The organism is Citrobacter sp. RHBSTW-00017 (assembly GCF_013797615.1).
Taxonomy (GTDB): Bacteria; Pseudomonadota; Gammaproteobacteria; order Enterobacterales; family Enterobacteriaceae; genus Citrobacter; species Citrobacter braakii.
In genome coordinates, this window is the sequence record NZ_CP056899.1 from 2,142,142 (window position 1) to 2,164,136 (window position 21,995).

At 50.6% G+C, this 21,995-nt stretch carries 20 protein-coding genes and 3 pseudogenes; 17 read left to right on the forward strand and 6 right to left on the reverse strand.

The window, feature by feature from the left end; all coding sequences use genetic code 11:
- Positions 1-159: 159 nt before the first annotated feature.
- On the forward strand, positions 160-399 hold the full coding sequence (locus HV037_RS10410) for a YecH family metal-binding protein (protein ID WP_016153457.1): 240 nt from the start codon (positions 160-162) through the stop codon (positions 397-399).
- A 45-nt stretch (positions 400-444) separates the two neighbouring features.
- Here the strand turns inward: HV037_RS10410 and ftnA are convergent, their stop codons facing one another.
- Together ftnA and HV037_RS10420 are read right to left on the reverse strand one after the other, a co-directional pair.
- Positions 445-942, reverse strand: coding sequence for a non-heme ferritin (ftnA, locus tag HV037_RS10415; RefSeq protein ID WP_016153456.1), 498 nt, complete (start codon positions 940-942; stop codon positions 445-447).
- 194 nt (positions 943-1,136) lie between these two features.
- Positions 1,137-1,472 carry a YecR-like lipofamily protein gene (locus tag HV037_RS10420; RefSeq protein WP_016153455.1) on the reverse strand — a complete coding sequence of 112 codons (336 nt, stop codon included), beginning with the start codon at positions 1,470-1,472 and terminating at the stop codon, positions 1,137-1,139.
- Between the two features lie 268 nt (positions 1,473-1,740).
- Between HV037_RS10420 and HV037_RS10425 the strand changes: the two genes are divergently transcribed.
- On the forward strand, positions 1,741-2,379 hold the full coding sequence (locus HV037_RS10425) for an RpiB/LacA/LacB family sugar-phosphate isomerase (RefSeq protein WP_016153454.1): 639 nt from the start codon (positions 1,741-1,743) through the stop codon (positions 2,377-2,379).
- A gap of 33 nt (positions 2,380-2,412) precedes the next feature.
- Here the strand turns inward: HV037_RS10425 and HV037_RS10430 are convergent, their stop codons facing one another.
- On the reverse strand, positions 2,413-3,834 hold the full coding sequence (locus HV037_RS10430) for an MFS transporter (RefSeq protein ID WP_065554699.1): 1,422 nt from the start codon (positions 3,832-3,834) through the stop codon (positions 2,413-2,415).
- A gap of 128 nt (positions 3,835-3,962) precedes the next feature.
- Here HV037_RS10430 and HV037_RS10435 point away from each other — a divergent pair, with 128 nt between their 5' ends.
- Entirely contained in the window at positions 3,963-4,214 is a 252-nt protein-coding gene (locus HV037_RS10435; protein WP_016153452.1) for a DUF2766 family protein, read from the forward strand.
- Positions 4,215-4,351: 137 nt separating this feature from the next.
- Here the strand turns inward: HV037_RS10435 and HV037_RS10440 are convergent, their stop codons facing one another.
- Complete coding sequence (locus HV037_RS10440) at positions 4,352-4,855, reverse strand: non-heme ferritin-like protein (RefSeq protein ID WP_016153451.1); 504 nt, start codon at positions 4,853-4,855, stop codon at positions 4,352-4,354.
- A gap of 553 nt (positions 4,856-5,408) precedes the next feature.
- Between HV037_RS10440 and HV037_RS10445 the strand changes: the two genes are divergently transcribed.
- The 8 genes and pseudogenes from HV037_RS10445 (at position 5,409) to otsA (ending at position 13,628) form a co-directional block, all read left to right on the forward strand.
- Positions 5,409-5,966, forward strand: a complete 558-nt coding sequence (locus tag HV037_RS10445) for a DJ-1/PfpI family protein (RefSeq protein ID WP_019077051.1) — start codon at positions 5,409-5,411, stop codon at positions 5,964-5,966.
- 315 nt (positions 5,967-6,281) lie between these two features.
- Positions 6,282-7,271 carry an arabinose ABC transporter substrate-binding protein gene (locus HV037_RS10450; protein ID WP_003034602.1) on the forward strand — a complete coding sequence of 330 codons (990 nt, stop codon included), beginning with the start codon at positions 6,282-6,284 and terminating at the stop codon, positions 7,269-7,271.
- Between the two features lie 115 nt (positions 7,272-7,386).
- Positions 7,387-8,514, forward strand: a pseudogene (locus HV037_RS10455) (ATP-binding cassette domain-containing protein); the annotation flags it as partial.
- Positions 8,515-8,607: 93 nt separating this feature from the next.
- Positions 8,608-9,815, forward strand: a protein-coding gene (locus HV037_RS10460) for an IS3 family transposase (RefSeq protein WP_117086587.1) whose coding sequence is annotated in 2 segments (ribosomal slippage) — positions 8,608-8,929 and positions 8,929-9,815 — 1,209 coding nt in all. Because the reading frame shifts where the segments join, the coding sequence is not laid out codon by codon here.
- 32 nt (positions 9,816-9,847) lie between these two features.
- Positions 9,848-10,252, forward strand: a pseudogene (gene araG, locus HV037_RS10465) (arabinose ABC transporter ATP-binding protein AraG); the annotation flags it as partial.
- 14 nt (positions 10,253-10,266) lie between these two features.
- On the forward strand, positions 10,267-11,253 hold the full coding sequence (gene araH / locus HV037_RS10470; RefSeq protein WP_016153448.1) for an L-arabinose ABC transporter permease AraH: 987 nt from the start codon (positions 10,267-10,269) through the stop codon (positions 11,251-11,253).
- Between the two features lie 175 nt (positions 11,254-11,428).
- Complete coding sequence (gene otsB, locus HV037_RS10475) at positions 11,429-12,232, forward strand: trehalose-phosphatase (RefSeq protein WP_016156815.1); 804 nt, start codon at positions 11,429-11,431, stop codon at positions 12,230-12,232.
- The gene (gene otsA / locus HV037_RS10480; protein WP_181500315.1) at positions 12,207-13,628 is read left to right on the forward strand and encodes an alpha,alpha-trehalose-phosphate synthase; all 1,422 of its coding nucleotides are present in this window, start codon (positions 12,207-12,209) and stop codon (positions 13,626-13,628) included. Before otsB ends, otsA begins: the two co-directional genes overlap by 26 nt.
- A 17-nt stretch (positions 13,629-13,645) precedes the next feature.
- Here otsA and uspC read toward each other — a convergent pair whose 3' ends face one another.
- Entirely contained in the window at positions 13,646-14,074 is a 429-nt protein-coding gene (gene uspC, locus HV037_RS10485; protein ID WP_109018032.1) for a universal stress protein UspC, read from the reverse strand.
- 792 nt (positions 14,075-14,866) lie between these two features.
- Between uspC and flhD the strand changes: the two genes are divergently transcribed.
- The 6 genes and pseudogenes from flhD (at position 14,867) to cheW (ending at position 20,309) form a co-directional block, all read left to right on the forward strand.
- Complete coding sequence (gene flhD, locus HV037_RS10490) at positions 14,867-15,208, forward strand: flagellar transcriptional regulator FlhD (RefSeq protein WP_016153444.1); 342 nt, start codon at positions 14,867-14,869, stop codon at positions 15,206-15,208.
- Entirely contained in the window at positions 15,205-15,789 is a 585-nt protein-coding gene (gene flhC, locus HV037_RS10495; RefSeq protein ID WP_085951062.1) for a flagellar transcriptional regulator FlhC, read from the forward strand. The genes flhD and flhC overlap by 4 nt, the downstream gene beginning before the upstream one ends.
- Positions 15,790-15,913: 124 nt before the next feature.
- On the forward strand, positions 15,914-16,801 hold the full coding sequence (gene motA, locus HV037_RS10500; protein ID WP_016153442.1) for a flagellar motor stator protein MotA: 888 nt from the start codon (positions 15,914-15,916) through the stop codon (positions 16,799-16,801).
- On the forward strand, positions 16,798-17,727 hold the full coding sequence (gene motB, locus HV037_RS10505; RefSeq protein ID WP_016153441.1) for a flagellar motor protein MotB: 930 nt from the start codon (positions 16,798-16,800) through the stop codon (positions 17,725-17,727). The genes motA and motB overlap by 4 nt, the downstream gene beginning before the upstream one ends.
- A 4-nt stretch (positions 17,728-17,731) precedes the next feature.
- Positions 17,732-19,785: pseudogene (cheA, locus tag HV037_RS10510) on the forward strand (chemotaxis protein CheA).
- A 20-nt stretch (positions 19,786-19,805) separates the two neighbouring features.
- Complete coding sequence (gene cheW / locus HV037_RS10515; protein WP_003034638.1) at positions 19,806-20,309, forward strand: chemotaxis protein CheW; 504 nt, start codon at positions 19,806-19,808, stop codon at positions 20,307-20,309.
- A gap of 75 nt (positions 20,310-20,384) precedes the next feature.
- On the opposite strand, the gene HV037_RS10520 is transcribed toward cheW, so the two are convergent.
- A complete protein-coding gene (locus HV037_RS10520; protein ID WP_016156812.1) occupies positions 20,385-21,644 on the reverse strand; it encodes a dicarboxylate/amino acid:cation symporter in 1,260 nt (419 codons plus the stop codon).
- Between the last annotated feature and the right edge of the window lie 351 nt (positions 21,645-21,995).

Sequence of the window (21,995 nt, forward strand, 5' to 3'; positions counted from 1 at the left end):
TTCGTCAAATCACCGTTACAATGAATGTAAATTAATCTTTACGATGTTTGGCTCGTTAAGATGTATCACAAATGATATTTATCTGCGGGTAAACCTGCGTTAGCGCAAAGCAAGGCCGTGCCGTTCACATTAGGCTACGGACTTTATTGAGGAGGTAGTATGGAATCTATTCACGGTCACGAAGTGCTCAACATGATGATTGAATCTGGCGAGCAGTATTCAAATGCCAGCCTTGAAGCGGCGATTACGGCACGGTTTGGCGAGCAGGCTCGTTTTCACACCTGTTCTGCGGCGGATATGTCGGCAGCTGAGCTGGTGGCGTTTTTAGCGGCGAAGGGAAAGTTTATTGCAAAAGAAGACGGCTTCTCTACGCACGAAAGCAAGATCTGCCGTCACTGATTTTAGCGGGTAATGATGGCGGGTTGCCTTCATTACCCCACAACATTAATTCTGTGTATCAAGCGTAGCCAGTTCTTTATCGATGAAATAAAGACCTTCGCCACTTTTCCCTGCCAGCGATAACTTATCAATGACAGATTTAAATAATTTCTCTTCTTCATGCTGCTCGGCAACATACCATTGCAGGAAATTAAACGTCGGATAATCCTGGTGGGTCATTGCCGCGTGTGCCAGCTCATTAATTTTCTGGGTGATCAACTGCTCATGTTCGTAAGTAACACGGAACAGTTCGTCCAGAGACGCATATTCAGCAAAGGGGGAAGGAACGGTGTTAATACACGGCAAGCTGCCGGTATCGGTCAGGTAGTCAAACAGACGCTGCATATGCGTCATCTCTTCCTGGGCGTGACGGCGCAGGAACGCGGCGGCACCTTCAAAGCTGTGATAGCTGCACCACGCGCTCATCTGTTGGTAGAGCAGAGATGAATATAATTCAAGGTTCATTTGCTCATTCAGTTGGTCGATCATTTCTGTTTTCAGCATAGTTGTGCTCCACAAACGTTATTATATATTAGCGTGGCGTCACTATAATTTGTTATTTAATTATTTGCAAAAGGTAAAATAATAAATTTATTTATTAAAAATGCGAATGGGAATAAAACGCATTAACGCTATTGAGCGGGGAATATAAATAATGAAAAGGCAGAAGACCAGCAATAATGTGCTGGTCGAAAATATTAATAATTGAAGGCAGGCGATTGGGATACCGCAACGCCGTGACACTGCCAGGCGAGCGTGATTTTGGTATTTAAACACAGAGAACCGGCATATACGCTACAGGTTGATACCGGCTGACCAAACGCCATTGCGTTGGCATAACCCAGGCGCTGACACTCTTTGGTGGCTGTGCCTTGGGTCACGTAATCATCGGTACGCGCCGTTTGTAGCATGGCCTGGTTGTAGGTCAGGCGAACGACGCCGGTGATGGCACTGGCTTCGCTGACCTGCGCCTGTTTAGTAATAGTGCATCCTGTCAGCACGAGCGGCAAAAGGGCAAGGATAAAGGTCTTCATGTGATCGCTCTGAAAGTTCGGAGATAGGCTATCATGGCATATGTGGTGGCGCATCAATGGCTTGAATAGCCCGAAGATCACCTGCGATTAATCGCAACGACGTCATTTTATTGAGGCTATTCTGAGCTGTCTCAGGAAAAATGTGAGCACCTCATTATTTTATAAAACAAAATTTCATTAAATTTGAAAGCGAGTTTGCAAAATAGTAATGTGGCCTGAATGTTATGACTTTCAGCGGGCCTCCGCAGCGCATTCAGGAGATTACAGAATGAAAATTGCATTGATGATGGAAAACAGCCAGGCAAGCAAAAATGCCATCATTCATAACGAGCTTAAAGCCGTTGCGGATGAGAAAGGTTTTCCAGTGTATAACGTCGGGATGAGCGACGAAAATGACCATCATCTGACCTACATCCATTTAGGGATTATGGCCAGCATCCTGCTCAATTCCAAAGCCGTGGATTTTGTGGTTACGGGGTGCGGTACGGGCCAGGGGGCAATGATGTCACTGAATATACATCCGGGCGTGGTGTGCGGTTACTGTCTCGATCCGGCAGACGCATTCTTGTTCTCTCAGATCAACAACGGGAATGCGCTTTCTCTGGCATTCGCCAAAGGTTTTGGCTGGGGTGCTGAGCTGAATGTGCGCTATATGTTTGAAAAAGCATTCACTGGTCGTAACGGCGAAGGGTATCCACCAGAGCGTAAAGAGCCGCAGGTGCGTAACGCGGGGATCCTGAACCAGGTGAAAGCGGCGGTGGTAAAAGAAAACTATCTGGACACTCTGCGCGCTATCGATCCTGAACTGGTAAAAACCGCCGTATCTGGTCCGCGCTTCCAGCAGTGCTTCTTTGAAAACTGCCAGGACAAAGCGATCGAAGCATTTGTACGCGAGATAGTTGGCTAAATCCTGTTGGCCCGGCGGTGTTCGCCTGCCGGGCTATTTGTTCTTGCTAGATACCGCGCTTCCAGCATCATGGGCAAGCCGCAGCGTATCAACCATACCTACCAGACAAATAATCGCAATAGCGACAAAGGCCAGCCGGAAACTGATCCCCGGAATATTGCCTAACGCCAGCCATTCACTCACCTCATCACCGATACGGATCCCGATAGCGGCCAACGAAATGCCCAAGCCTACCGCTAATTGTGTTGCCGTACTGAACAGCGTATTGGCGTAGCTCATTTGTGGTCCGGGGACGTCCGCAAAGGCAAGCGTGCTGATGCCGGTAAACTGAATTGAGCGGAACACGCCGCCCAGATACAACACCAACAAAATAACCCACACCGGGGTCTGCGGCGTAATTAATGCACAGGCCAACAGCGCCAGGACGTTTAGCGCACCGTTGATTAACAGTAGTTTCTTAAAGCCCAGCCAGCGTATCAACGGCGTGGTGGCAGGTTTTATCGTCAGATTGCCCACAAACACCGCCAGAACCAGCGAACCCGCGTGAAAAGCGTTCATGCCAAAACCGACCTGGAACATTAACGGCAGCAGAAATGGTACAGCGCTAATAGAGGCTCGAAATAGCGACCCGCCGTACAGGGTGACGCGAAAAGTAGGGACGCTCATGGCATCAAGACGAATCATCGGCCAGGTAGTGCGACGAAAATGATGCAGGGCAAACAGAAAGGTCACGGTTCCTAGCGCCAGCAGCCCGGCGGTTAGCCAGCCTTGCGGCTGCTGGGTTCCCAGTAACTCCATAGCATACACCAGGCTAACCATCGCAACTGAGGTCGCGATAAAACCCGCTATATCAAATGGACGGCGCTCGTCGTCATGAATATCCGGGATAAAACGTAGCGCCAGCGCGATCGCCAAAATTCCTAGCGGTACGTTAATAAAGAAGATCCAACGCCAGTTAGCATAGCTGGTAATGAATCCTCCAAGCGGTGGCCCGATGATAGGCGCGACTAACGCGGGCCAGGTCAGGGTCGCTATGGCGGTGATCAACTGATGTTTAGGCGTGGTGCGCAGTACCGCGAGACGGCCAACAGGAACCATTAGCGCGCCACCCACACCCTGTAAAATTCGCATTGCTACAAAGCTCTCAAGGCTTTCGGACAAACCGCATAAAACCGAAGCGAGAGTAAAAATCGCCAGCGCCAGGGTAAACACTTTTCGGGCACCGAAGCGATCCGCAATCCAGCCGCTGGCGGGGATAAGCACCGCGAGGGTGATCAAGTAGGCGCTGATACCAATGTTCAGGTCTACCGCCTGTACGCCAAAGCTTTTGGCCATGTCGGGTAGGGCTGTGGCAATCACCGTGCCGTCAATAAATTCCATAAAGAAAGCCCCGGCAACAAGTAATGCTGCCGGGGAAAGACCGCGTTGGTTCTCAACCGCTAACTGTTCACTCATGTTGTGCTTGCCATCTCAAAAGAAACTGACTGGACCTTTTTTATTTTCAGCGCATTTGTAATGTGTGCGCGGCTATCGTTTCGATCGCTGAATAGGTACTATGACGACCTTTCTATAAGGAGCTCACTATGTCCCAAACATTGAATGCCGATCAGGAACTGCTCTCGGACGTTGTTGCCTGTCAGCTGGTTATCAAGCAAATTCTGGATGTTCTTGATGTTATTGCCCCGGTAGAAGTTCGGGAAAAAATGTCCAGCCAACTGAAAAACATCGATTTTTCCAGCCATCCTGCAGGGGCCGATCCGGTCACTATGCGCGCAATACAAAAAGCGGTTGCCTTGATCGAGTTGAAATTCACGCCGCAGAATGAATCCCACTAAAATAAACCGTTGTTTCAGATTTTAGAAAGGTTTTTTGCGCCTCGCAGAATGGGAGGCGCGTGCCAGGGAAAATCAGAGGTTGACCGGATAAGGTGCGCTGCATCGCTATCCGGCATTAACGCGATGAAAACTGAAGATTAGTGATGCTGGTAGTTAACGACGTTGAGCAAGTGCTTATCGGTTTGCGCCATGCACAACCCCGCGCGTTTGGCGCTGCGGACTTCATCAAGAATCGTCTGTAACAGCACGCCATCCTGCTGCTGCTCTTTTTCCAGGTCGTGAAGAAAATCAATGGTTGGCGCATCGTTTAATGCTTCAGCTTCATTGGTTAAACGCGAGAGTTTACTCGAACGCTGTTGATATTCATCCAACGTTTTCTGAAACAATTCTTCAAGGGAACTCAGTTCATCACCCGGCACATCCATGGCCTTGACGATGGGATTAGCCCCGGCACTTTTCATAAAATTGAACATACGCATCATTTGAGTCACGTTACCTTGCGCCTGCGTGCGTAGAAACGTGGCTGTACCTGTCAGGCTATGCTCGTAGCACCATTCGCTGAGATGCAGGTAAAGATTCGAGGCGTAGAACTCGAGATTCATTTGTGTATTGAGTTTATGAACAATTCCAACTGCAGCCATATCAATATCCTTATTTCCAGAAAGGGGGATGTACGTTACTCACGCCAGTACAGCGGGCTGCCGCTGCACTTCACCTCTACGTACAATTAAAACTGTTAGCAGAATAAATCCGTTCCGCCGGTCCTTTAGTGATCACGAATTATATTCGCTCCGATCGAGATTCAGCATAACGTTTGCCCTGGTATAAGAAAATCCTTAAATCTGCGTATTTATGTTTTTTTACATATTGTCATAACAGTATTCATGCTTCTGTTGTTTTGGCATATAGATGACATGAATGTAAGAGGTTGAAATTTATGTCATTAAATGATTTTCATGATAATGAAATGGTGTTTCATATCACAAAATTAAATTCCACAATAAGGTATTGTCTGGCATCTGATGATTATCTGCCCAAGTTGAAAGGCAATTTCACGATCGGGATGGATTAGTACAAATTATCTGATGGCTAATTTTTTGCGCCAGATCAGTTTTAATCAAATTGAGAAATTTAACAGTCTGCACTGGTCGTCATTAATTGTTTCGTTTATGTGGATCAAGCAAGGAGTTACATATGAAGAAGGTTGCGGTGCTGCTGGCACCCGGTTTTGAAGAGGCGGAGGCGATTGTTACCCTGGATATTCTGCGTCGCCTGAATATCGAAGTCGAAACCCTGGCCTGCGCAGAGTCACGTGCGGTGGTGAGTTATCATGACGTACCGATGGTGATGGATAGCACGCTGGCCGCGCGCCAGACATATCTCTACGATGCCGTCGTATTGCCAGGCGGGCCGCAGGGCAGCGTTAATCTTGCCGCCAGTGAGGCGGTCATCCAGTTTGTATCTCGTCATGATCAGGCAGGAAAGCTCATTTGCCCGGTATGTTCTGCGGCCGCGCGCGTGTTGGGCGGCAATGGTCTGCTGAAGGGACGTCGCTATGTTTGCTCAGGAGATCTGTGGCAAAACGTCACGGACGGGGAATATATCGATGCGCCGGTTGTTGAAGATGGCAATCTGATTAGCGGCAAAGGATTAGGGCATATTTTCGATTTTGCGTTGACGCTTGCGGCGCGCCTGCTGGGAGATGACATTCCGGTTCGCGATCACGCTGACCACATTTATTACCGATGGTAATCATGTTCCCGAATGCTTCGGTATTCGGGAACAAGGATTCGTTGGCTGATGTTATGGATTAATCTGCTATCCCTCTTTTTTCCCGTCGACAAAACCGCGTTTTTTTATGTCATTTCCCGCTGAATTTATGTACGCAATTACTGTAATTCTGTGGTGTGATGCCGCTCTCTTATGGAGAATCAATTTCCCGCTAAAACTACTCTCAGCACTGGCATTGATCTTATCACTAAAAGGTAATGCCTTGTTTTACGTCCGAATTACAAAAAATCGTCTGATTTTACCCTACATAAAAGAACGTTAAAGCTGGAGTTAACCATGCACAAATTCACTAAAGCGCTGGCTGCCATCGGTCTGGCTGCCATTATGTCACAATCCGCTATCGCTGAATCCATGAAGCTCGGTTTCCTGGTCAAACAACCGGAAGAACCGTGGTTCCAGACTGAATGGAAATTTGCCGATAAAGCCGGTAAAGACCTTGGCTTTGAGGTGATTAAAATTGCCGTCCCGGATGGTGAGAAGACCCTTAACGCCATCGACAGCCTGGCTGCAAGTGGCGCAAAAGGGTTTGTGATTTGTACGCCGGACCCCAAACTCGGGCCTGCCATTATGGCCAAGGCGCGTGGCTACGATATGAAAGTCATTGCCGTCGACGACCAGTTTGCTAACGCCAAAGGTAAGCCGATGGATACCGTGCCGCTGGTGATGATGGCTGCAACCAAAATTGGTGAGCGCCAGGGCCAGGAACTGTATAAGGAGATGCAAAAGCGCGGTTGGGATGTGAAATCCACAGCGGTAATGGCCATTACCGCGAATGAACTCGATACCGCGCGTCGCCGTACATCGGGTTCAATGGAAGCGCTTAAAGCCGCAGGCTTCCCGGAAAAACAGATCTACCAGGTCCCCACAAAATCGAATGACATCCCCGGGGCATTCGATGCCGCTAACTCCATGCTGGTTCAGCACCCTGAAGTCAAACACTGGCTGATTGTTGGCATGAACGACAACACCGTGCTGGGCGGCGTACGTGCGACCGAAGGGCAGGGCTTCAAAGCGCCGAATGTGATTGGTATCGGCATCAACGGCGTTGATGCCGTGAGCGAACTCTCCAAAGGCGAAGCGACCGGGTTCTACGGTTCACTCCTGCCAAGCCCGGACGTTCACGGCTACAAATCAAGTGAGATGCTCTACAACTGGGTAACGAAAGGTGCAGAGCCACCGGCGTTTACTGAAGTGACGGATGTGGTGCTGATTACCCGCGATAACTTTAAAGAAGAACTGGCGAAGAAAGGCTTAGGTGGTAAGTAACACAAATGCCGGATGCGACGCCAACGCGTCTTATCCGGCCTACGAATTGCGTACTCAGTAGGCCGGATAAGGCAAAGCCGCTATCCGGCATAAAGATCTGACTCACGGAGACGTTATGCAACAGTCTACCCCGTATCTCTCATTTCGCGGCATTGGCAAAACGTTCCCCGGCGTTAAAGCGCTCACGGATATCAGTTTCGACTGCTATGCCGGTCAGGTGCATGCGCTGATGGGCGAAAATGGCGCCGGGAAATCAACACTATTAAAAATTCTCAGCGGCAACTATGCGCCAACGACGGGATCTTTGGCGATCCGTGGACAAGAGGTTTCGTTTGCGGACACCAATGCCGCGCTGAACGCCGGTGTTGCCATTATTTACCAGGAGCTGCATCTCGTCCCGGAAATGACCGTTGCCGAGAATATTTATTTAGGGCAGATGCCGCACAAAGGCGGGATTGTGAACCGCTCGCTGCTGAACTATGAAGCGGGGCTTCAGCTCAAGCATCTGGGCATGGATATCGATCCCGATACGCCGTTGAAATACCTCTCCATTGGTCAATGGCAGATGGTGGAGATTGCGAAAGCGCTGGCGCGCAACGCCAAAATTATCGCGTTTGATGAACCGACCAGCTCCCTTTCAGCGCGCGAGATTGAGAATCTGTTTCGCGTCATCCGTGAGCTACGCAACGAAGGGCGCATCATCCTTTACGTTTCGCACCGTATGGAGGAGATCTTTGCCCTTAGCGATGCCATCACCGTGTTTAAAGATGGTCATTACGTCAAAACGTTCACGGATATGCAGCAGGTCGATCACGACGCGCTGGTGCAGGCGATGGTCGGACGCGACCTCGGTGATATTTATGGCTGGAAATCCAGACCTTATGGTGCAGAGCGCCTGCGTTTGCATGACGTCAAAGCCCCAGGCGTGCGTACCCCGATCAGTTTATCAGTGCGCAGTGGTGAAATTGTTGGATTGTTTGGACTGGTGGGCGCCGGACGTAGCGAATTAATGAAAGGTCTGTTTGGCGGCACGCGTATCACGGCAGGCCAGGTGTTTATCGATGAACAGCCTATTGATATCCGTAAACCGAGCCACGCCATTGAAGCGGGGATGATGCTGTGCCCGGAAGATCGCAAGGCTGAAGGGATCATTCCGGTCCATTCGGTACGTAACAACATCAACATCAGTGCCCGTCGTAAACATGTTCTGGGCGGATGCGTGATCAACAACGGCTGGGAAGAGACTGATGTAGCCCCCTGAAACACCGGACAGTAGCTGTATCTCCAGATAAGAGATAGGCTTGAATATATGTCTAACACTAACGCCAATTTTGAGATGACCGGGATCCTGTTAGGGCAAGAAGTCCGTAAACGTAAAACTCCTCAGGAGAAGATCGCCATTATCCAGCAGACGATGGAGCCGGGTATGAATGTCTCCCATGTCGCCCGCCTGCATGGTATCCAGCCCAGCCTGCTGTTTAAGTGGAAGAAGCAATATCAGGAAGGCAGCCTCACCGCCGTTGCGGCTGGAGAGGAAGTCGTTCCTGCTTCTGAGCTTACTGCTGCTCTGAAGCAGGTCCGGGAGCTTCAGCGCCTTCTGGGCAAGAAGACGATGGAAGTTGAGATCCTGAAAGAAGCCGTGGAGTACGGTCAGTCGCGAAAATGGATAGCGCACGCGCCCTTGTTGCCAAAGGACGGGGAATAGCCATGGTCTGCCGGACCATGGGCGTGTCGCGTGCGCAACTGTCACTGCGGATTAACCGTTCTGCCGACTGGCAGGACAGGCGCTGTAACCGGCGTAATGAAGAAGCAGACGCAGAAATACTGTCGGCTATCCTCAACATTATCAGCGATATGCCGAGTTATGGTTATCGACGCGTGTGGGGCATCCTGCGCAAGCAACGTCGCACAGAGGGACAGCTACCTGTGAATGCCAAACGGCTTTACAGGATAATGCGTGAGCATAACCTGTTGTTGTTGCATCACAAACCAGAGCGACCGAAGCGTGAACATAAGGGCAAGATAGCGGTGGCAGAAAGCGATATGCGCTGGTGTTCAGATGGCTTCGAGTTCGGCTGCGACAACGGCGAAAAACTGCGGGTAACGTTCGCGCTGGACTGCTGCGACCGTGAGGCCATAGACTGGGCAGCAAGCACGGGAGGCTATGACAGTTCGACCGTGCAGGATGTGATGCTGAGGTCGGTGGAAAAGCGCTTCGGCGACAGGTTGCCCGACACAGCGGTGCAGTGGCTGACGGATAACGGTTCAGCGTATACCGCGTATGAAACGCGGAGGTTCGCGAGAGAGCTGAATCTGGAGCCCTGCACAACAGCGGTGAGCAGCCCGCAGAGTAATGGCATGGCCGAACGGTTCGTGAAAACGATGAAAGAAGACTATATCGCGTTCATGCCAAAACCGGATGTGAGAACAGCACTGCGAAACCTTGCAGTAGCGTTCACGCATTACAATGAAAACCACCCGCACAGCGCGCTGGGATATCACTCCCCGAGGGAATACCGGCGGCAGCGGACATCGTTAACTTAAGATACAAAAGCTGTTCGGAGATGGAGGGTCAAGATCACGGCTGGGAAGAGACCAATGCTGATCATCATATTCGCTCACTCAATATTAAAACGCCGGGCGCGGAGCAACTGATTATGAACCTCTCCGGCGGTAATCAACAGAAGGCTATTCTCGGCCGTTGGTTATCGGAAGAGATGAAAGTGATTTTGCTGGACGAACCTACACGCGGTATTGATGTGGGCGCCAAGCATGAAATTTATAACGTGATTTATGCCCTCGCGGCGCGCGGCGTGGCCGTGCTGTTTGCTTCCAGCGATCTGCCTGAAGTGCTCGGTGTCGCCGACCGTATCGTGGTGATGAGAGAAGGCGAAATTGCCGGTGAGTTACTTCATGAACAGGCGGATGAGCGCCAGGCGTTAAGCCTTGCTATGCCAAAAGTTAGCCAGGCTGTAGCCTGAATAAGGAGAGAATGATGTCTTCCGTTTCAACATCGGGTTCAGGTGCTGCAAAGTCGGCGCTAAATCTTGGTCGCATTTGGGATCAATACGGGATGCTGGTCGTGTTCGCCGCGCTGTTCCTGGTTTGTTCCCTCTTTGTGCCTAACTTTGCCACTTTCATCAACATGAAGGGGCTGGGGCTGGCGGTATCGATGTCGGGTATGGTCGCGTGTGGGATGCTGTTTTGCCTGGCATCCGGTGACTTCGACCTGTCCGTTGCCTCCGTGATTGCCTGCGCCGGGGTCACTACAGCCGTGGTCATTAATATGACCGAAAGCCTGTGGATTGGCGTGGCTGCCGGGCTACTGCTCGGTATTCTATGTGGTCTGGTGAATGGGTTCGTGATTGCGCGGCTGAAAATTAACGCCCTGATCACGACCCTTGCGACGATGCAGATTGTGCGTGGTCTGGCCTACATTATTTCCGACGGTAAGGCGGTGGGGATTGAAGACGAGCGCTTCTTCACTCTCGGTTACGCCAACTGGTTTGGTCTGCCGGCACCTATCTGGATCACGGTCGTCTGTTTCATCGTTTTTGGCTTGCTGCTCAATAAAACCACGTTTGGGCGTAACACGCTGGCCATTGGGGGGAATGAAGAGGCGGCACGTCTGGCTGGGGTTCCGGTCGTTCGTACCAAAATTATTATCTTTATTCTGTCCGGGCTGGTATCCGCCATCGCCGGGATTATCCTCGCATCTCGTATGACCAGCGGCCAGCCAATGACCTCAATCGGCTATGAGCTGATCGTGATTTCCGCGTGCGTGTTAGGGGGCGTTTCGCTTAAAGGCGGCATCGGAAAAATCTCATATGTGGTAGCCGGGGTGTTGATTCTGGGAACGGTTGAGAATGCAATGAACCTGCTGAACATCTCTCCGTTCGCACAGTATGTCGTACGTGGTCTGATCCTGCTGGCGGCGGTGATCTTCGACCGTTACAAGCAAAAAGCGAAGCGTACTGTTTGATGATTTTAACCCCAACTTTTTAGTCTAGCTTTAGCTCATCGCCAGCCGCTACCCGGCTGGCGATTGTTTTTCCAAATGGCGAGCATGGTCACACTGTCTATACTTATATCCGTCATACATCATATATACGGCGCGATCCGCGCGGCGTACAGACCATGATGAGGAGGATAACCGGGTGACAGCATCACTGATCTTACCCCCTGAACAATCTGCAAGCTGTGCTTATTTTTTTGATCTCGATGGGACACTGGCTGAGATCAAACCTTATCCAGACCAGGTCGTTGTCCCTCAGACAATCCTGCAGTTATTACATCAGTTGGCGACGCATAATGCGGGTGCGCTGGCATTGATTTCAGGGCGCTCGATGGCTGAGCTTGACGCGCTTACCACTCCCTTTCGTTTTCCGCTCGCCGGAGTGCATGGGGCAGAGCGCCGTGACATCAATGGTCAAACTCATATAGTGCGCCTGGCTGCGGCAATAGAGCGCGAAGCAGGAGAGCTATTAAGTACCGCCTTGGCGACGATGCCGGGTACAACGCTTGAAGCAAAAGGGATGGCGTTCGCACTGCATTATCGCCAGGCCCCGGAACATGAAGCGGCGCTAATTAATCTGGCTGAGCGCATCACGCACAGATGGCCGCAGTTGGCTTTACAGCACGGAAAATGCGTTGTGGAGATAAAACCAAAGGGTACGAACAAAGGCGACGCAATTGCCGCATTTATGCAGGAAGCACCTTTTGCCGGACGGATCCCCGTTTTTTTTGGTGACGATCTGACGGACGAAACAGGATTTGGCGTGGTTAATCGCGCAGGGGGCATTTCCGTGAAGGTGGGGAATGGAGCGACGCAGGCGACATGGCGTCTGGATGGCGTGAGTGATGTCTGGCACTGGCTGGAACAAATTAACTCTTCGCAGCAAGAATCGAAAGCAACGAATAACAGAAGAGGTGGCTATGAGTCGTTTAGTCGTAGTATCTAATCGTATCGCCTCACCCGATGACAAAGGGAGCGCAGGTGGGCTTGCCGTCGGCGTGCTGGGCGCGTTGAAGGCTGCTGGTGGCCTGTGGTTTGGCTGGAGTGGCGACACGGGTAATGAGGACAAACCATTAAAAAAAGTCACGCGTGGCAATATTACCTGGGCTTCGTTTAATTTGAGTGAACAGGATTACGAAGAGTATTACTGCCAGTTTTCTAATGCGGTTTTATGGCCTGCATTTCATTATCGCCTCGATTTGGTGCAGTTTCAGCGTCATGCATGGGAGGGCTATCAGCGGGTGAATGCCTTGCTGGTAGATAAACTGCTGCCGCTGCTCAGCGATGACGACATAATCTGGGTTCATGATTACCATCTGTTGCCGTTTGCCAGCGAGCTGCGTAAACGCGGCGTGAATAACCGTATCGGTTTTTTCCTGCATATCCCTTTTCCGACGCCGGAAATCTTTAATGCCTTACCCCCACATCAGACGCTACTTGAGCAGATGTGTGATTTTGATTTACTCGGTTTCCAGACCGAGAACGATCGTCAGGCTTTTCTGGATTGTCTGGCAGCCCAGACTCAGGTAACCACTCAGAGCGAGCAGCACCACCGCGCATGGGGAAAAGCGTTTCGTACCCAGGTCTATCCCATCGGTATTGAGCCGGATGAGATCGCCCGTCAGGCTTCCGGCCCTTTGCCGCCGAAGCTGGCGCAACTGAAAGCAGAACTTAAAAATGTGCAGAATATCTTCTCCGTTGAGCGTCTGGATTATTCTAAAGGTTTGCCGGAGCGCTTTCAGGCCTATGAGGCTCTGCTGGAACACTATCCGCAGCACCATGGTAAAATTCGCTACACCCAGATAGCGCCAACTTCGCGTGAAGAGGTGCAGGCCTACCAGGATATTCGGCACCAACTGGAGACTGAAGCGGGGAGGATTAACGGTAAATATGGGCAGTTGGGCTGGACGCCGCTCTATTATCTGAACCAGTACTTTGATCGTAAATTGCTGATGAAAATCTTCCGCTACTCTGATGTAGGGCTGGTGACGCCGCTGCGAGATGGTATGAACCTGGTTGCGAAAGAATTCGTGGCCGCGCAGGATCCTGCCAACCCCGGCGTGCTGGTGTTATCGCAATTTGCCGGGGCCGCGAATGAGCTAACTGCCGCGCTTATTGTTAATCCTTATGACCGCGACGAAGTGGCTGGCGCATTAAACCAGGCTCTGACGATGCCGCTTGCTGAGCGTATCTCCCGCCACGCTGAGATGCTCGAAACTATCATTAAAAACGATATCGACAACTGGCAGGCGAGGTTCATTTGCGATCTGGAAAAAGTTATCCAACGTCAGAGTAAACAGCCATTGCCAGACAACGTTTCTCCCTGCACTAAACTGGCGTAACGCTCAGAAAACGCAGGTCAATCTCCAGCCAGTGGAACCAGCAGAACATCCACGTGGCTGGCACCGATCACGCTTTTTGATGAGCAGGATGCGCGCGAAAAGAAGCTGTGGTTATGGTTGCCATAAATGACCAGATCGACCGCGTGTTTACGGCATACATCCAGAATATGTTCATTCAGTGCCCCATAGGTAATAAAGGTATGCTCAATGGGGTACTGTGCTTCTTTGCTGAGCTTGTCGATAAAATCCTGAGTCTCCTCTTGCATCACTTCACGCAGGTCCTCCAGCATAGGTGCTGCAAACTGATTATACAGTTCAGGGTCTGAGACCAGGGTTATCAGGCTAATACGAGCGTTGACAGGGCGAGCGATTGAAACCGCCTTGGCTAACAACTGCTGGCTTTCAGGGGTGGCGGCAACGGCCACAAGAATGTGTGTATAGCTCATAACTCGCTCCTTTTTTCAAGAATTATGAGAGGGTTTCTCAGCATTGCTCGGCTTACTCCATACTGCAACGTTTCCTTCCCGGATAGTGTGAATGTCATCATGCTTATTCATTAATTATTCTTATAAATAGAATAATTGCGTCATATAACTTGGAAATACGTTCAGCTTACTTAAGTAAAACTCACCGCTAATGAAAACAATGTGTTAATTAAAAATTAACATAAGTTAACATTTAACGGGTTATCACTACCCGGTATTAATTAATCACCCTTAATATTTAACTCATTGTTTATAAAGGATTTAATTAAAATAGTGTTTTACATTAAATATGTGATCAAGCTCGCTATTTCACAAGGTGATATTAACGTTTGTGAACAAAATACTATTCGCTTTTATTGCAAGAATATTCGTATGTCAGGAATTGAAATGGCGAACTTGAGATTAAAAAATAAGCAAAGTAAAAGCTGTGCTGATGGATTTATGTTAAGTGTTTAGCTGGTTTATGTGATCTATGTCACATATTCTTCAAATTCGCAGCATAGCTACGTTGTATGTGTAACGGGCGGCGGGTAGAGTTGCGTCGAATTAGGAAAAATCTTAGACATTTGTAAGAATTGATGTGAGCTTGTAAGGGGCGCGGCTTTCTGAAAAGGGAATGTTTAGACAACGCGTAAGTGCCGTCACGCTGCTATGTATTTGACCTTTTGCTTTTTTTTACCGGGCCTTCCCGGCGACATCACGGGGTGCGGTTTCACCGCATGAAAACAATGTTGGTTATTATGGATGCAAATAATGCATACATCCGAGTTGCTGAAACACATCTATGACATCAATTTGTCATATTTATTGCTTGCACAGCGTTTGATCGTTCAGGACAAAGCATCTGCGATGTTTCGCCTTGGTATCAGCGAAGAAATGGCGGACACGTTGGCAACATTAACACTTCCACAAATGGTCAAACTGGCTGAAACAAACCAACTGGTCTGTCATTTCCGTTTCGACGATCACCAGACCGTTACTCGCCTGACGCAAGACTCCCGCGTTGACGATCTTCAGCAAATTCATACCGGTATCATGCTTTCAACGCGACTGTTAAGCGACATCGATGAAGCAGCGCGCAAGAAAAGGGCTTGATGATGAGCGAAAAAAGCATTGTTCAGGAAGCGCGTGATATCCAGCTAGCGATGGAATTAATCACATTGGGCGCCCGTTTGCAAATGCTGGAAAGCGAAACGCAATTAAGCCGTGGCCGACTTATCAAGCTGTATAAAGAATTACGCGGCAGCCCTCCGCCAAAAGGGATGCTGCCTTTCTCCACCGACTGGTTTATGACGTGGGAACAAAACATTCATGCTTCGATGTTTTGCAACGCATGGCAATTCCTGCTCAAAACTGGTTTGTGCAGCGGCGTGGATGCCGTGATCAAAGCGTATCGTTTATACCTTGAGCAGTGCCCGCAGCCAGAAGAAGGGCCACTGCTGGCGTTAACTCGCGCATGGACGTTGGTGCGTTTTGTCGACAGCGGATTGCTGGAGTTGTCCCGATGCAATTGCTGCGGTGGGAATTTTATTACCCACGCTCACCAACCTGCAGGCAGCTTTGCCTGCAGTTTATGCCAACCGCCATCACGCGCCGTAAAAAGACGTAAACTTTCCCAGAATGCTGCCGATATTATTCCACAACTGCTGGATGAACAGATCGAACAGGCTGTTTAACTGATACGGTGTGGACAAACACTCCAGCAGCGGTAAGCAATTACCGCTGCTTTTTTTTGTCCTGACCTTGAGTTAACTGCCCGACTGCGCATCCTGTCATAGTCAATTGCGAAAGGATGATGTCGTGCTTATCTTATTAGGTTACCTGGTTGTTATTGGTACAGTTTTCGGCGGTTACATGATGACCGGCGGACACCTTGGGGCACTCTATCAACCGGCTGAGCTGGTGATTATCGGTGGCGCGGGTATTGGGGCATTCATCGTCGGCAATAACGGGAAAGCCATTAAGGGGACGATGAAAGCCATCCCGATGCTTTTTCGTCGTTCAAAATACACCAAAGCGATGTATATGGATCTGCTGGCGCTGTTGTATCGCCTGATGGCCAAGTCACGTCAGCAGGGCATGTTCTCGCTTGAACGCGATATCGAAAACCCCAAAGAGAGTGAAATTTTCGCCAGCTATCCGCGCATTCTTGCTGATGCCGTGATGCTTGATTTCATTGTCGATTATCTGCGTCTGATCATCAGCGGCAACATGAACACGTTTGAAATTGAAGCGCTGATGGATGAAGAGATTGAGACGCACGAAAGTGAGGCCGAAGTCCCGGCCAACAGTCTGGCGATGGTGGGGGATTCATTACCGGCGTTCGGGATCGTGGCGGCGGTCATGGGGGTTGTCCATGCGCTGGCTTCTGCCGATCGTCCGGCGGCTGAACTGGGTTCGCTGATTGCACATGCCATGGTAGGGACATTCCTCGGTATTTTACTGGCCTATGGATTTATTTCTCCGCTTGCCAGCGTTCTGCGCCAGAAAAGCGCTGAAACCACCAAAATGATGCAGTGTGTGAAGATAACTCTGCTCTCCAATCTGAATGGTTACGCGCCGCCAATTGCCGTCGAATTTGGTCGTAAGACTCTGTATTCCAGCGAACGTCCATCGTTTATCGAACTGGAAGAGCATGTTCGTGCGGTGAGAAATCCAACTGCGCAGCAGACGACCGAGGACGCATGAAAAATCAGGCCCATCCCATTATCGTTGTAAAGCGACGCAAGCATAAAGGTCACGGTGGTGGGGCGCATGGTTCGTGGAAAATCGCCTACGCCGATTTTATGACCGCGATGATGGCCTTCTTTCTGGTGATGTGGCTCATTTCCATCTCTAGCCCTAAAGAATTGATCCAGATTGCCGAATATTTCCGTACGCCGCTGGCTACTGCGGTAACCGGGGGAAATCGTATTTCGAATAGCCAAAGTCCCATTCCAGGCGGCGGGGATGATTACACCCAGCAGCAGGGAGAGGTGAACAAGCAGCCGAATATCGATGATCTGAGAAAACGCATGGAACAAAGCCGCTTGAGCAAACTTCGCGGCGATCTCGATCAGTTGATTGAATCTGACCCCAAACTGCGTGCGCTGCGCCCGCATTTGAAAATTGATTTAGTTCAGGAAGGGCTGCGGATACAGATTATCGACAGTCAGAATCGCCCGATGTTTAAAACCGGTAGCGCTGAGGTGGAACCGTATATGCGCGATATCCTGCGAGCCATAGCGCCAGTGCTTAACGGCATTCCTAATCGAATCAGCCTTTCCGGCCATACGGATGATTACCCTTACGCCAATGGTGAAAAAGGGTATAGCAACTGGGAGTTGTCCGCCGATCGCGCTAACGCGTCGCGTCGCGAACTGGTTAGCGGCGGTCTGGATGATGGAAAAGTATTACGTGTGGTAGGTATGGCCGCCACGATGCGTCTGAGCGATCGCGGTCCTGAAGACGCTATCAACCGCCGTATTAGCCTGCTGGTTCTCAATAAGCAGGCGGAAGAGGCCATTTTGCATGAAAACGCTGAAAGCCAGAATGAGCCGGTAAGTGTCTTACAACAGCCAGCGGAACTCCCGCCGGCAAGCGTTCCCACATCGCCACCAGCCAATCCGAGGTGATAGCGTGAGCATGGATATAAGCGATTTTTATCAAACATTTTTTGATGAAGCTGACGAACTGTTGGCTGACATGGAGCAACACCTGCTTGATTTGGTTCCTGAAGCCCCGGATTCCGAACAGCTGAATGCAATTTTTCGTGCTGCGCACTCGATAAAAGGCGGGGCGGGCACCTTCGGCTTTACCATTTTGCAGGAAACGACCCATCTGATGGAAAACCTGCTGGATGAAGCGCGGCGTGGCGAGATGCAGCTCAATGCCGACATTATCAACCTGTTTTTGGAAACGAAAGATATTATGCAGGAACAGCTCGACGCCTATAAAAACTCAGAGGAGCCGGATGCCGCCAGCTTTGAGTACATTTGTAATGCGTTACGACAGTTAGCGCTCGAAGCGAAAGGTGAAACCGCACCGGCAGTCGTCAACACCGCAAAACTGAGCGTTGTTGACAGCGCTGCAATGCAGGAAGAGGCGGTTGCACAGCCTGAGTCTGCAAGTGAAGAGAGCAAGAAACGCATTATTCTCACGCGCCTGAAAGCCAATGAAGTGGATTTACTGGAAGAGGAGCTGGGGAATCTGGCGACCTTAACCGATGTGGTGAAAGGGAGCGACACGTTGTCAGCAACGCTTGATGGCAACCTCGCAGAAGATGACATCATCGCGGTGCTGTGCTTTGTGATTGAAGCTGATCAGATTGAATTCGAAACCGTCAGCGCAGCGCCGGTAGCCGTTGAAACTGAAGCTGAAGCAGAAGCTGAAACGGTAGCCGTTGTCGCGAAGCCGCAGCCGGTTGCCGTTGCGCCAGCGGCAAAAGCCGCCGCCAGTGAAGCGCCAAACGGACGCGCGGAACGCGACAAACCCGCCCGCGCCAGCGAGTCGACCAGTATCCGCGTAGCGGTTGAGAAGGTCGATCAGCTCATTAACCTGGTCGGTGAGTTGGTCATCACCCAGTCTATGTTGGCACAACGTTCTAACGAACTGGATCCCGTCAATCATGGCGATCTCATCACCAGTATGGGTCAGTTACAACGTAACGCCCGCGACTTGCAAGAGTCGGTGATGTCGATTCGTATGATGCCCATGGAGTATGTGTTCAGCCGTTTTCCGCGTCTGGTGCGTGACCTGGCCGGTAAGCTGGGTAAACAGGTCGAACTGACACAGGTGGAAGCTCAACCGAACTCGACAAGAGCCTGATTGAACGCATCATCGATCCGTTGACGCACCTGGTGCGTAACAGCCTCGATCACGGTATTGAACTGCCGGAAAAACGCCTTGAAGCCGGGAAAAGCCCAATCGGTAATCTGACGCTTTCCGCGGAGCACCAGGGCGGGAATATCTGTATTGAAGTCACCGATGATGGCGCCGGTCTGAACCGTGAACGAATCCTCGCCAAAGCTATCTCCCAGGGGATGCCGATCCACGAAAACATGAGCGATGACGAAGTCGGTATGCTGATCTTCGCCCCGGGCTTCTCGACCGCTGAACAGGTGACGGATGTCTCTGGCCGCGGCGTGGGTATGGATGTGGTGAAGCGAAATATCCAGGAGATGGGGGGCCATGTTGAGATCCAGTCCAAACAGGGACAGGGGACGACTATCCGAATTCTGCTGCCGCTGACGCTGGCGATCCTCGACGGCATGTCCGTGCGCGTGGCCGACGAAGTCTTTATTCTGCCGCTGAATGCCGTTATGGAATCACTGCAACCGCGCGAAGAAGATCTCCATCCGCTGGCCGGAGGAGAGCGCGTGCTGGAAGTGCGTGGCGAATATTTACCGCTGGTTGAGCTGTGGAAAGTCTTTGAAGTTGAAGGCGCAAAAACCGAAGCGACTCAAGGTATTGTGGTGATTTTGCAAAGTGCAGGGCGTCGTTACGCGCTGCTGGTCGATCAGTTAATTGGTCAACACCAGGTGGTCGTCAAAAACCTGGAAAGCAACTACCGCAAAGTGCCAGGTATTTCTGCAGCAACGATCCTCGGCGACGGCAGCGTCGCGCTGATTGTCGATGTCTCTGCATTGCAGGGATTAAACCGCGAACAACGTGTGGCGATCACAGCCGCCTGATTGAGTGAGAAGGGAATAATATGACCGGTATGAGTAATGTAACTAAACTGGCCGGCGAACCGTCAGGTCAGGAATTCCTCGTGTTTACGCTGGGGGATGAAGAGTACGGTATCGATATCCTGAAAGTGCAGGAAATCCGTGGGTACGATCAGGTGACGCGTATTGCTAACACGCCTGCGTTTATCAAAGGTGTCACCAATCTGCGCGGTGTGATTGTGCCGATTGTTGACCTGCGCGTGAAGTTTAGCCAGAGCGATGTGGATTACAACGAAAACACCGTGGTGATTGTGCTGAATCTGGGCCAGCGGGTGGTCGGGATTGTGGTCGATGGCGTCTCGGATGTGCTGTCGCTGACAACGGATCAAATCCGTCCGGCACCGGAATTTGCCGTAACGCTGTCGACGGAATACCTGACGGGACTGGGGGCGCTGGGTGACCGGATGCTGATTCTGGTTAACATTGAGAAGCTGCTCAATAGCGAAGAAATGGCGCTGCTGGATATTGCCGCCAGCCACGTCGCGTAACCGCTATACCGTATCCGGCCTACAATGATTGCGGTTGTAGGCCGGATACGCGTAGCGCATCCGGCAGATTTCCCTTTACGCTTCCCGCTCAACCAGCTCCGGTTCTTCTTCCAGTAAACCCTCATCTTGTGCCAGCATCGCCGTTGCAATCCCGTTACCTAATACGTTGATTGCTGAACGTCCCATATCCAGGAAGTGGTCAATACCCATCAGTAACAGAATCCCGGCAACCGGAATATTAAAGCTCGGAATGGTTGCTGCCAGCACCACCAGCGCAGAACGCGGCACGCCGGCAATCCCTTTTGACGCCAGCATCAGCGTCAGCATCAGGACGGTGATTTCTGCAAAGGAGAGGTGAATGTTATAGGCCTGCGCGATAAACATCGAGGCAAATGAACAGTAAACCATCGAGCCGACCAGGTTAAATGAATAACCGATAGGCAATACAAATGACACGATGTTAGGCGAGCAACCAAATTTGGTTAATTGCTCCAGCGTTTTTGGATAGGCGGCTTCCGAGCTGCTGGTAGTAAATGCGACCAGAACCGGATCTTTCAGCATGCTTACCAGACGAAAAACCTCTTTTTTCAGCATGACATAACCGACCGCCAGCAGAACCAGGCAGGTCAGCAAAATAGCCACATAGTAGCCGCCGATGAACGACGCATAGTTAAGCAGGATCCCCAGACCCTGGGTGGAGATAACGGAGGAAATGGCGGCGAAAATGGCCAGCGGCGCAACGTACATCACGTAGCCAGTCACCTTAAGCATAATGTGGGAGACCACATCCAGCGCGGCAACCAGCGGGGCATTGAACTTCTCACCAAGGGATGCGCCACCAATACCGAAGAACATCGAGAACACCACAATTTGCAGGATCTCATTGTTGGCCATCGCCTCGGCTATGCTGGTTGGGATGGTGTGAGTCAGGAAACCTTTCAGGCTCATGCCGCTCACGGCCAGGCCGGTATCAGTGGCTTCCAGCGGGATCGCCAGGTTCAGCCCGCTGCCGGGTTGCTCAAGAGAAACCACAAACAGACCGACCAGAATAGACAGTATGGAAGAGCTGATAAACCAGATCATCGCTTTGCCGCCTACGCGCCCGATGGTGGACGTTTCCCCCAGGCGCATAATACCGACGGTCAGGGTGCTGAATACTAAAGGTGCGATCACCATTTTAATCAGGCGCAAAAAGATGTCGGTGAGAAGCGTAATATTATCGGCCCAGGCGGACACTACGCCGGGGGCGGCATAAGAGTGGATCACCGCCCCTGACAGGATCCCCGCCAACATGAAGATCACGATAAACAACGTGAGTTTGTTTGCATTTGCCACTAAAAAGCCCTCAGTAAGGATTTAACATTTATTGTTCGGTTACTCATTTTTTATATTTATTAATTGGTAACTAAGTATTCATCATATAAATTGAATTAAAGCGCCAGCTGATACAACTTTTTTTAATTTTTTATCCATTTTGTTGTGGTGCAGAGGATATGTATTTGTGATCTTGGTCACGAAATAATGACTATTTCATCCAATATGACCGCGCCCACAGATAAATTTGAATGTTATTCACATGATAATTGTGACGTTTTTATGTGAATGATTTGTGGTTGCCGTACACCCGTCTTCCCCTCCTTCCGCGAGGCTTCACGTCCCTTCAGGATTTCCTTTTCGCAAACGTAA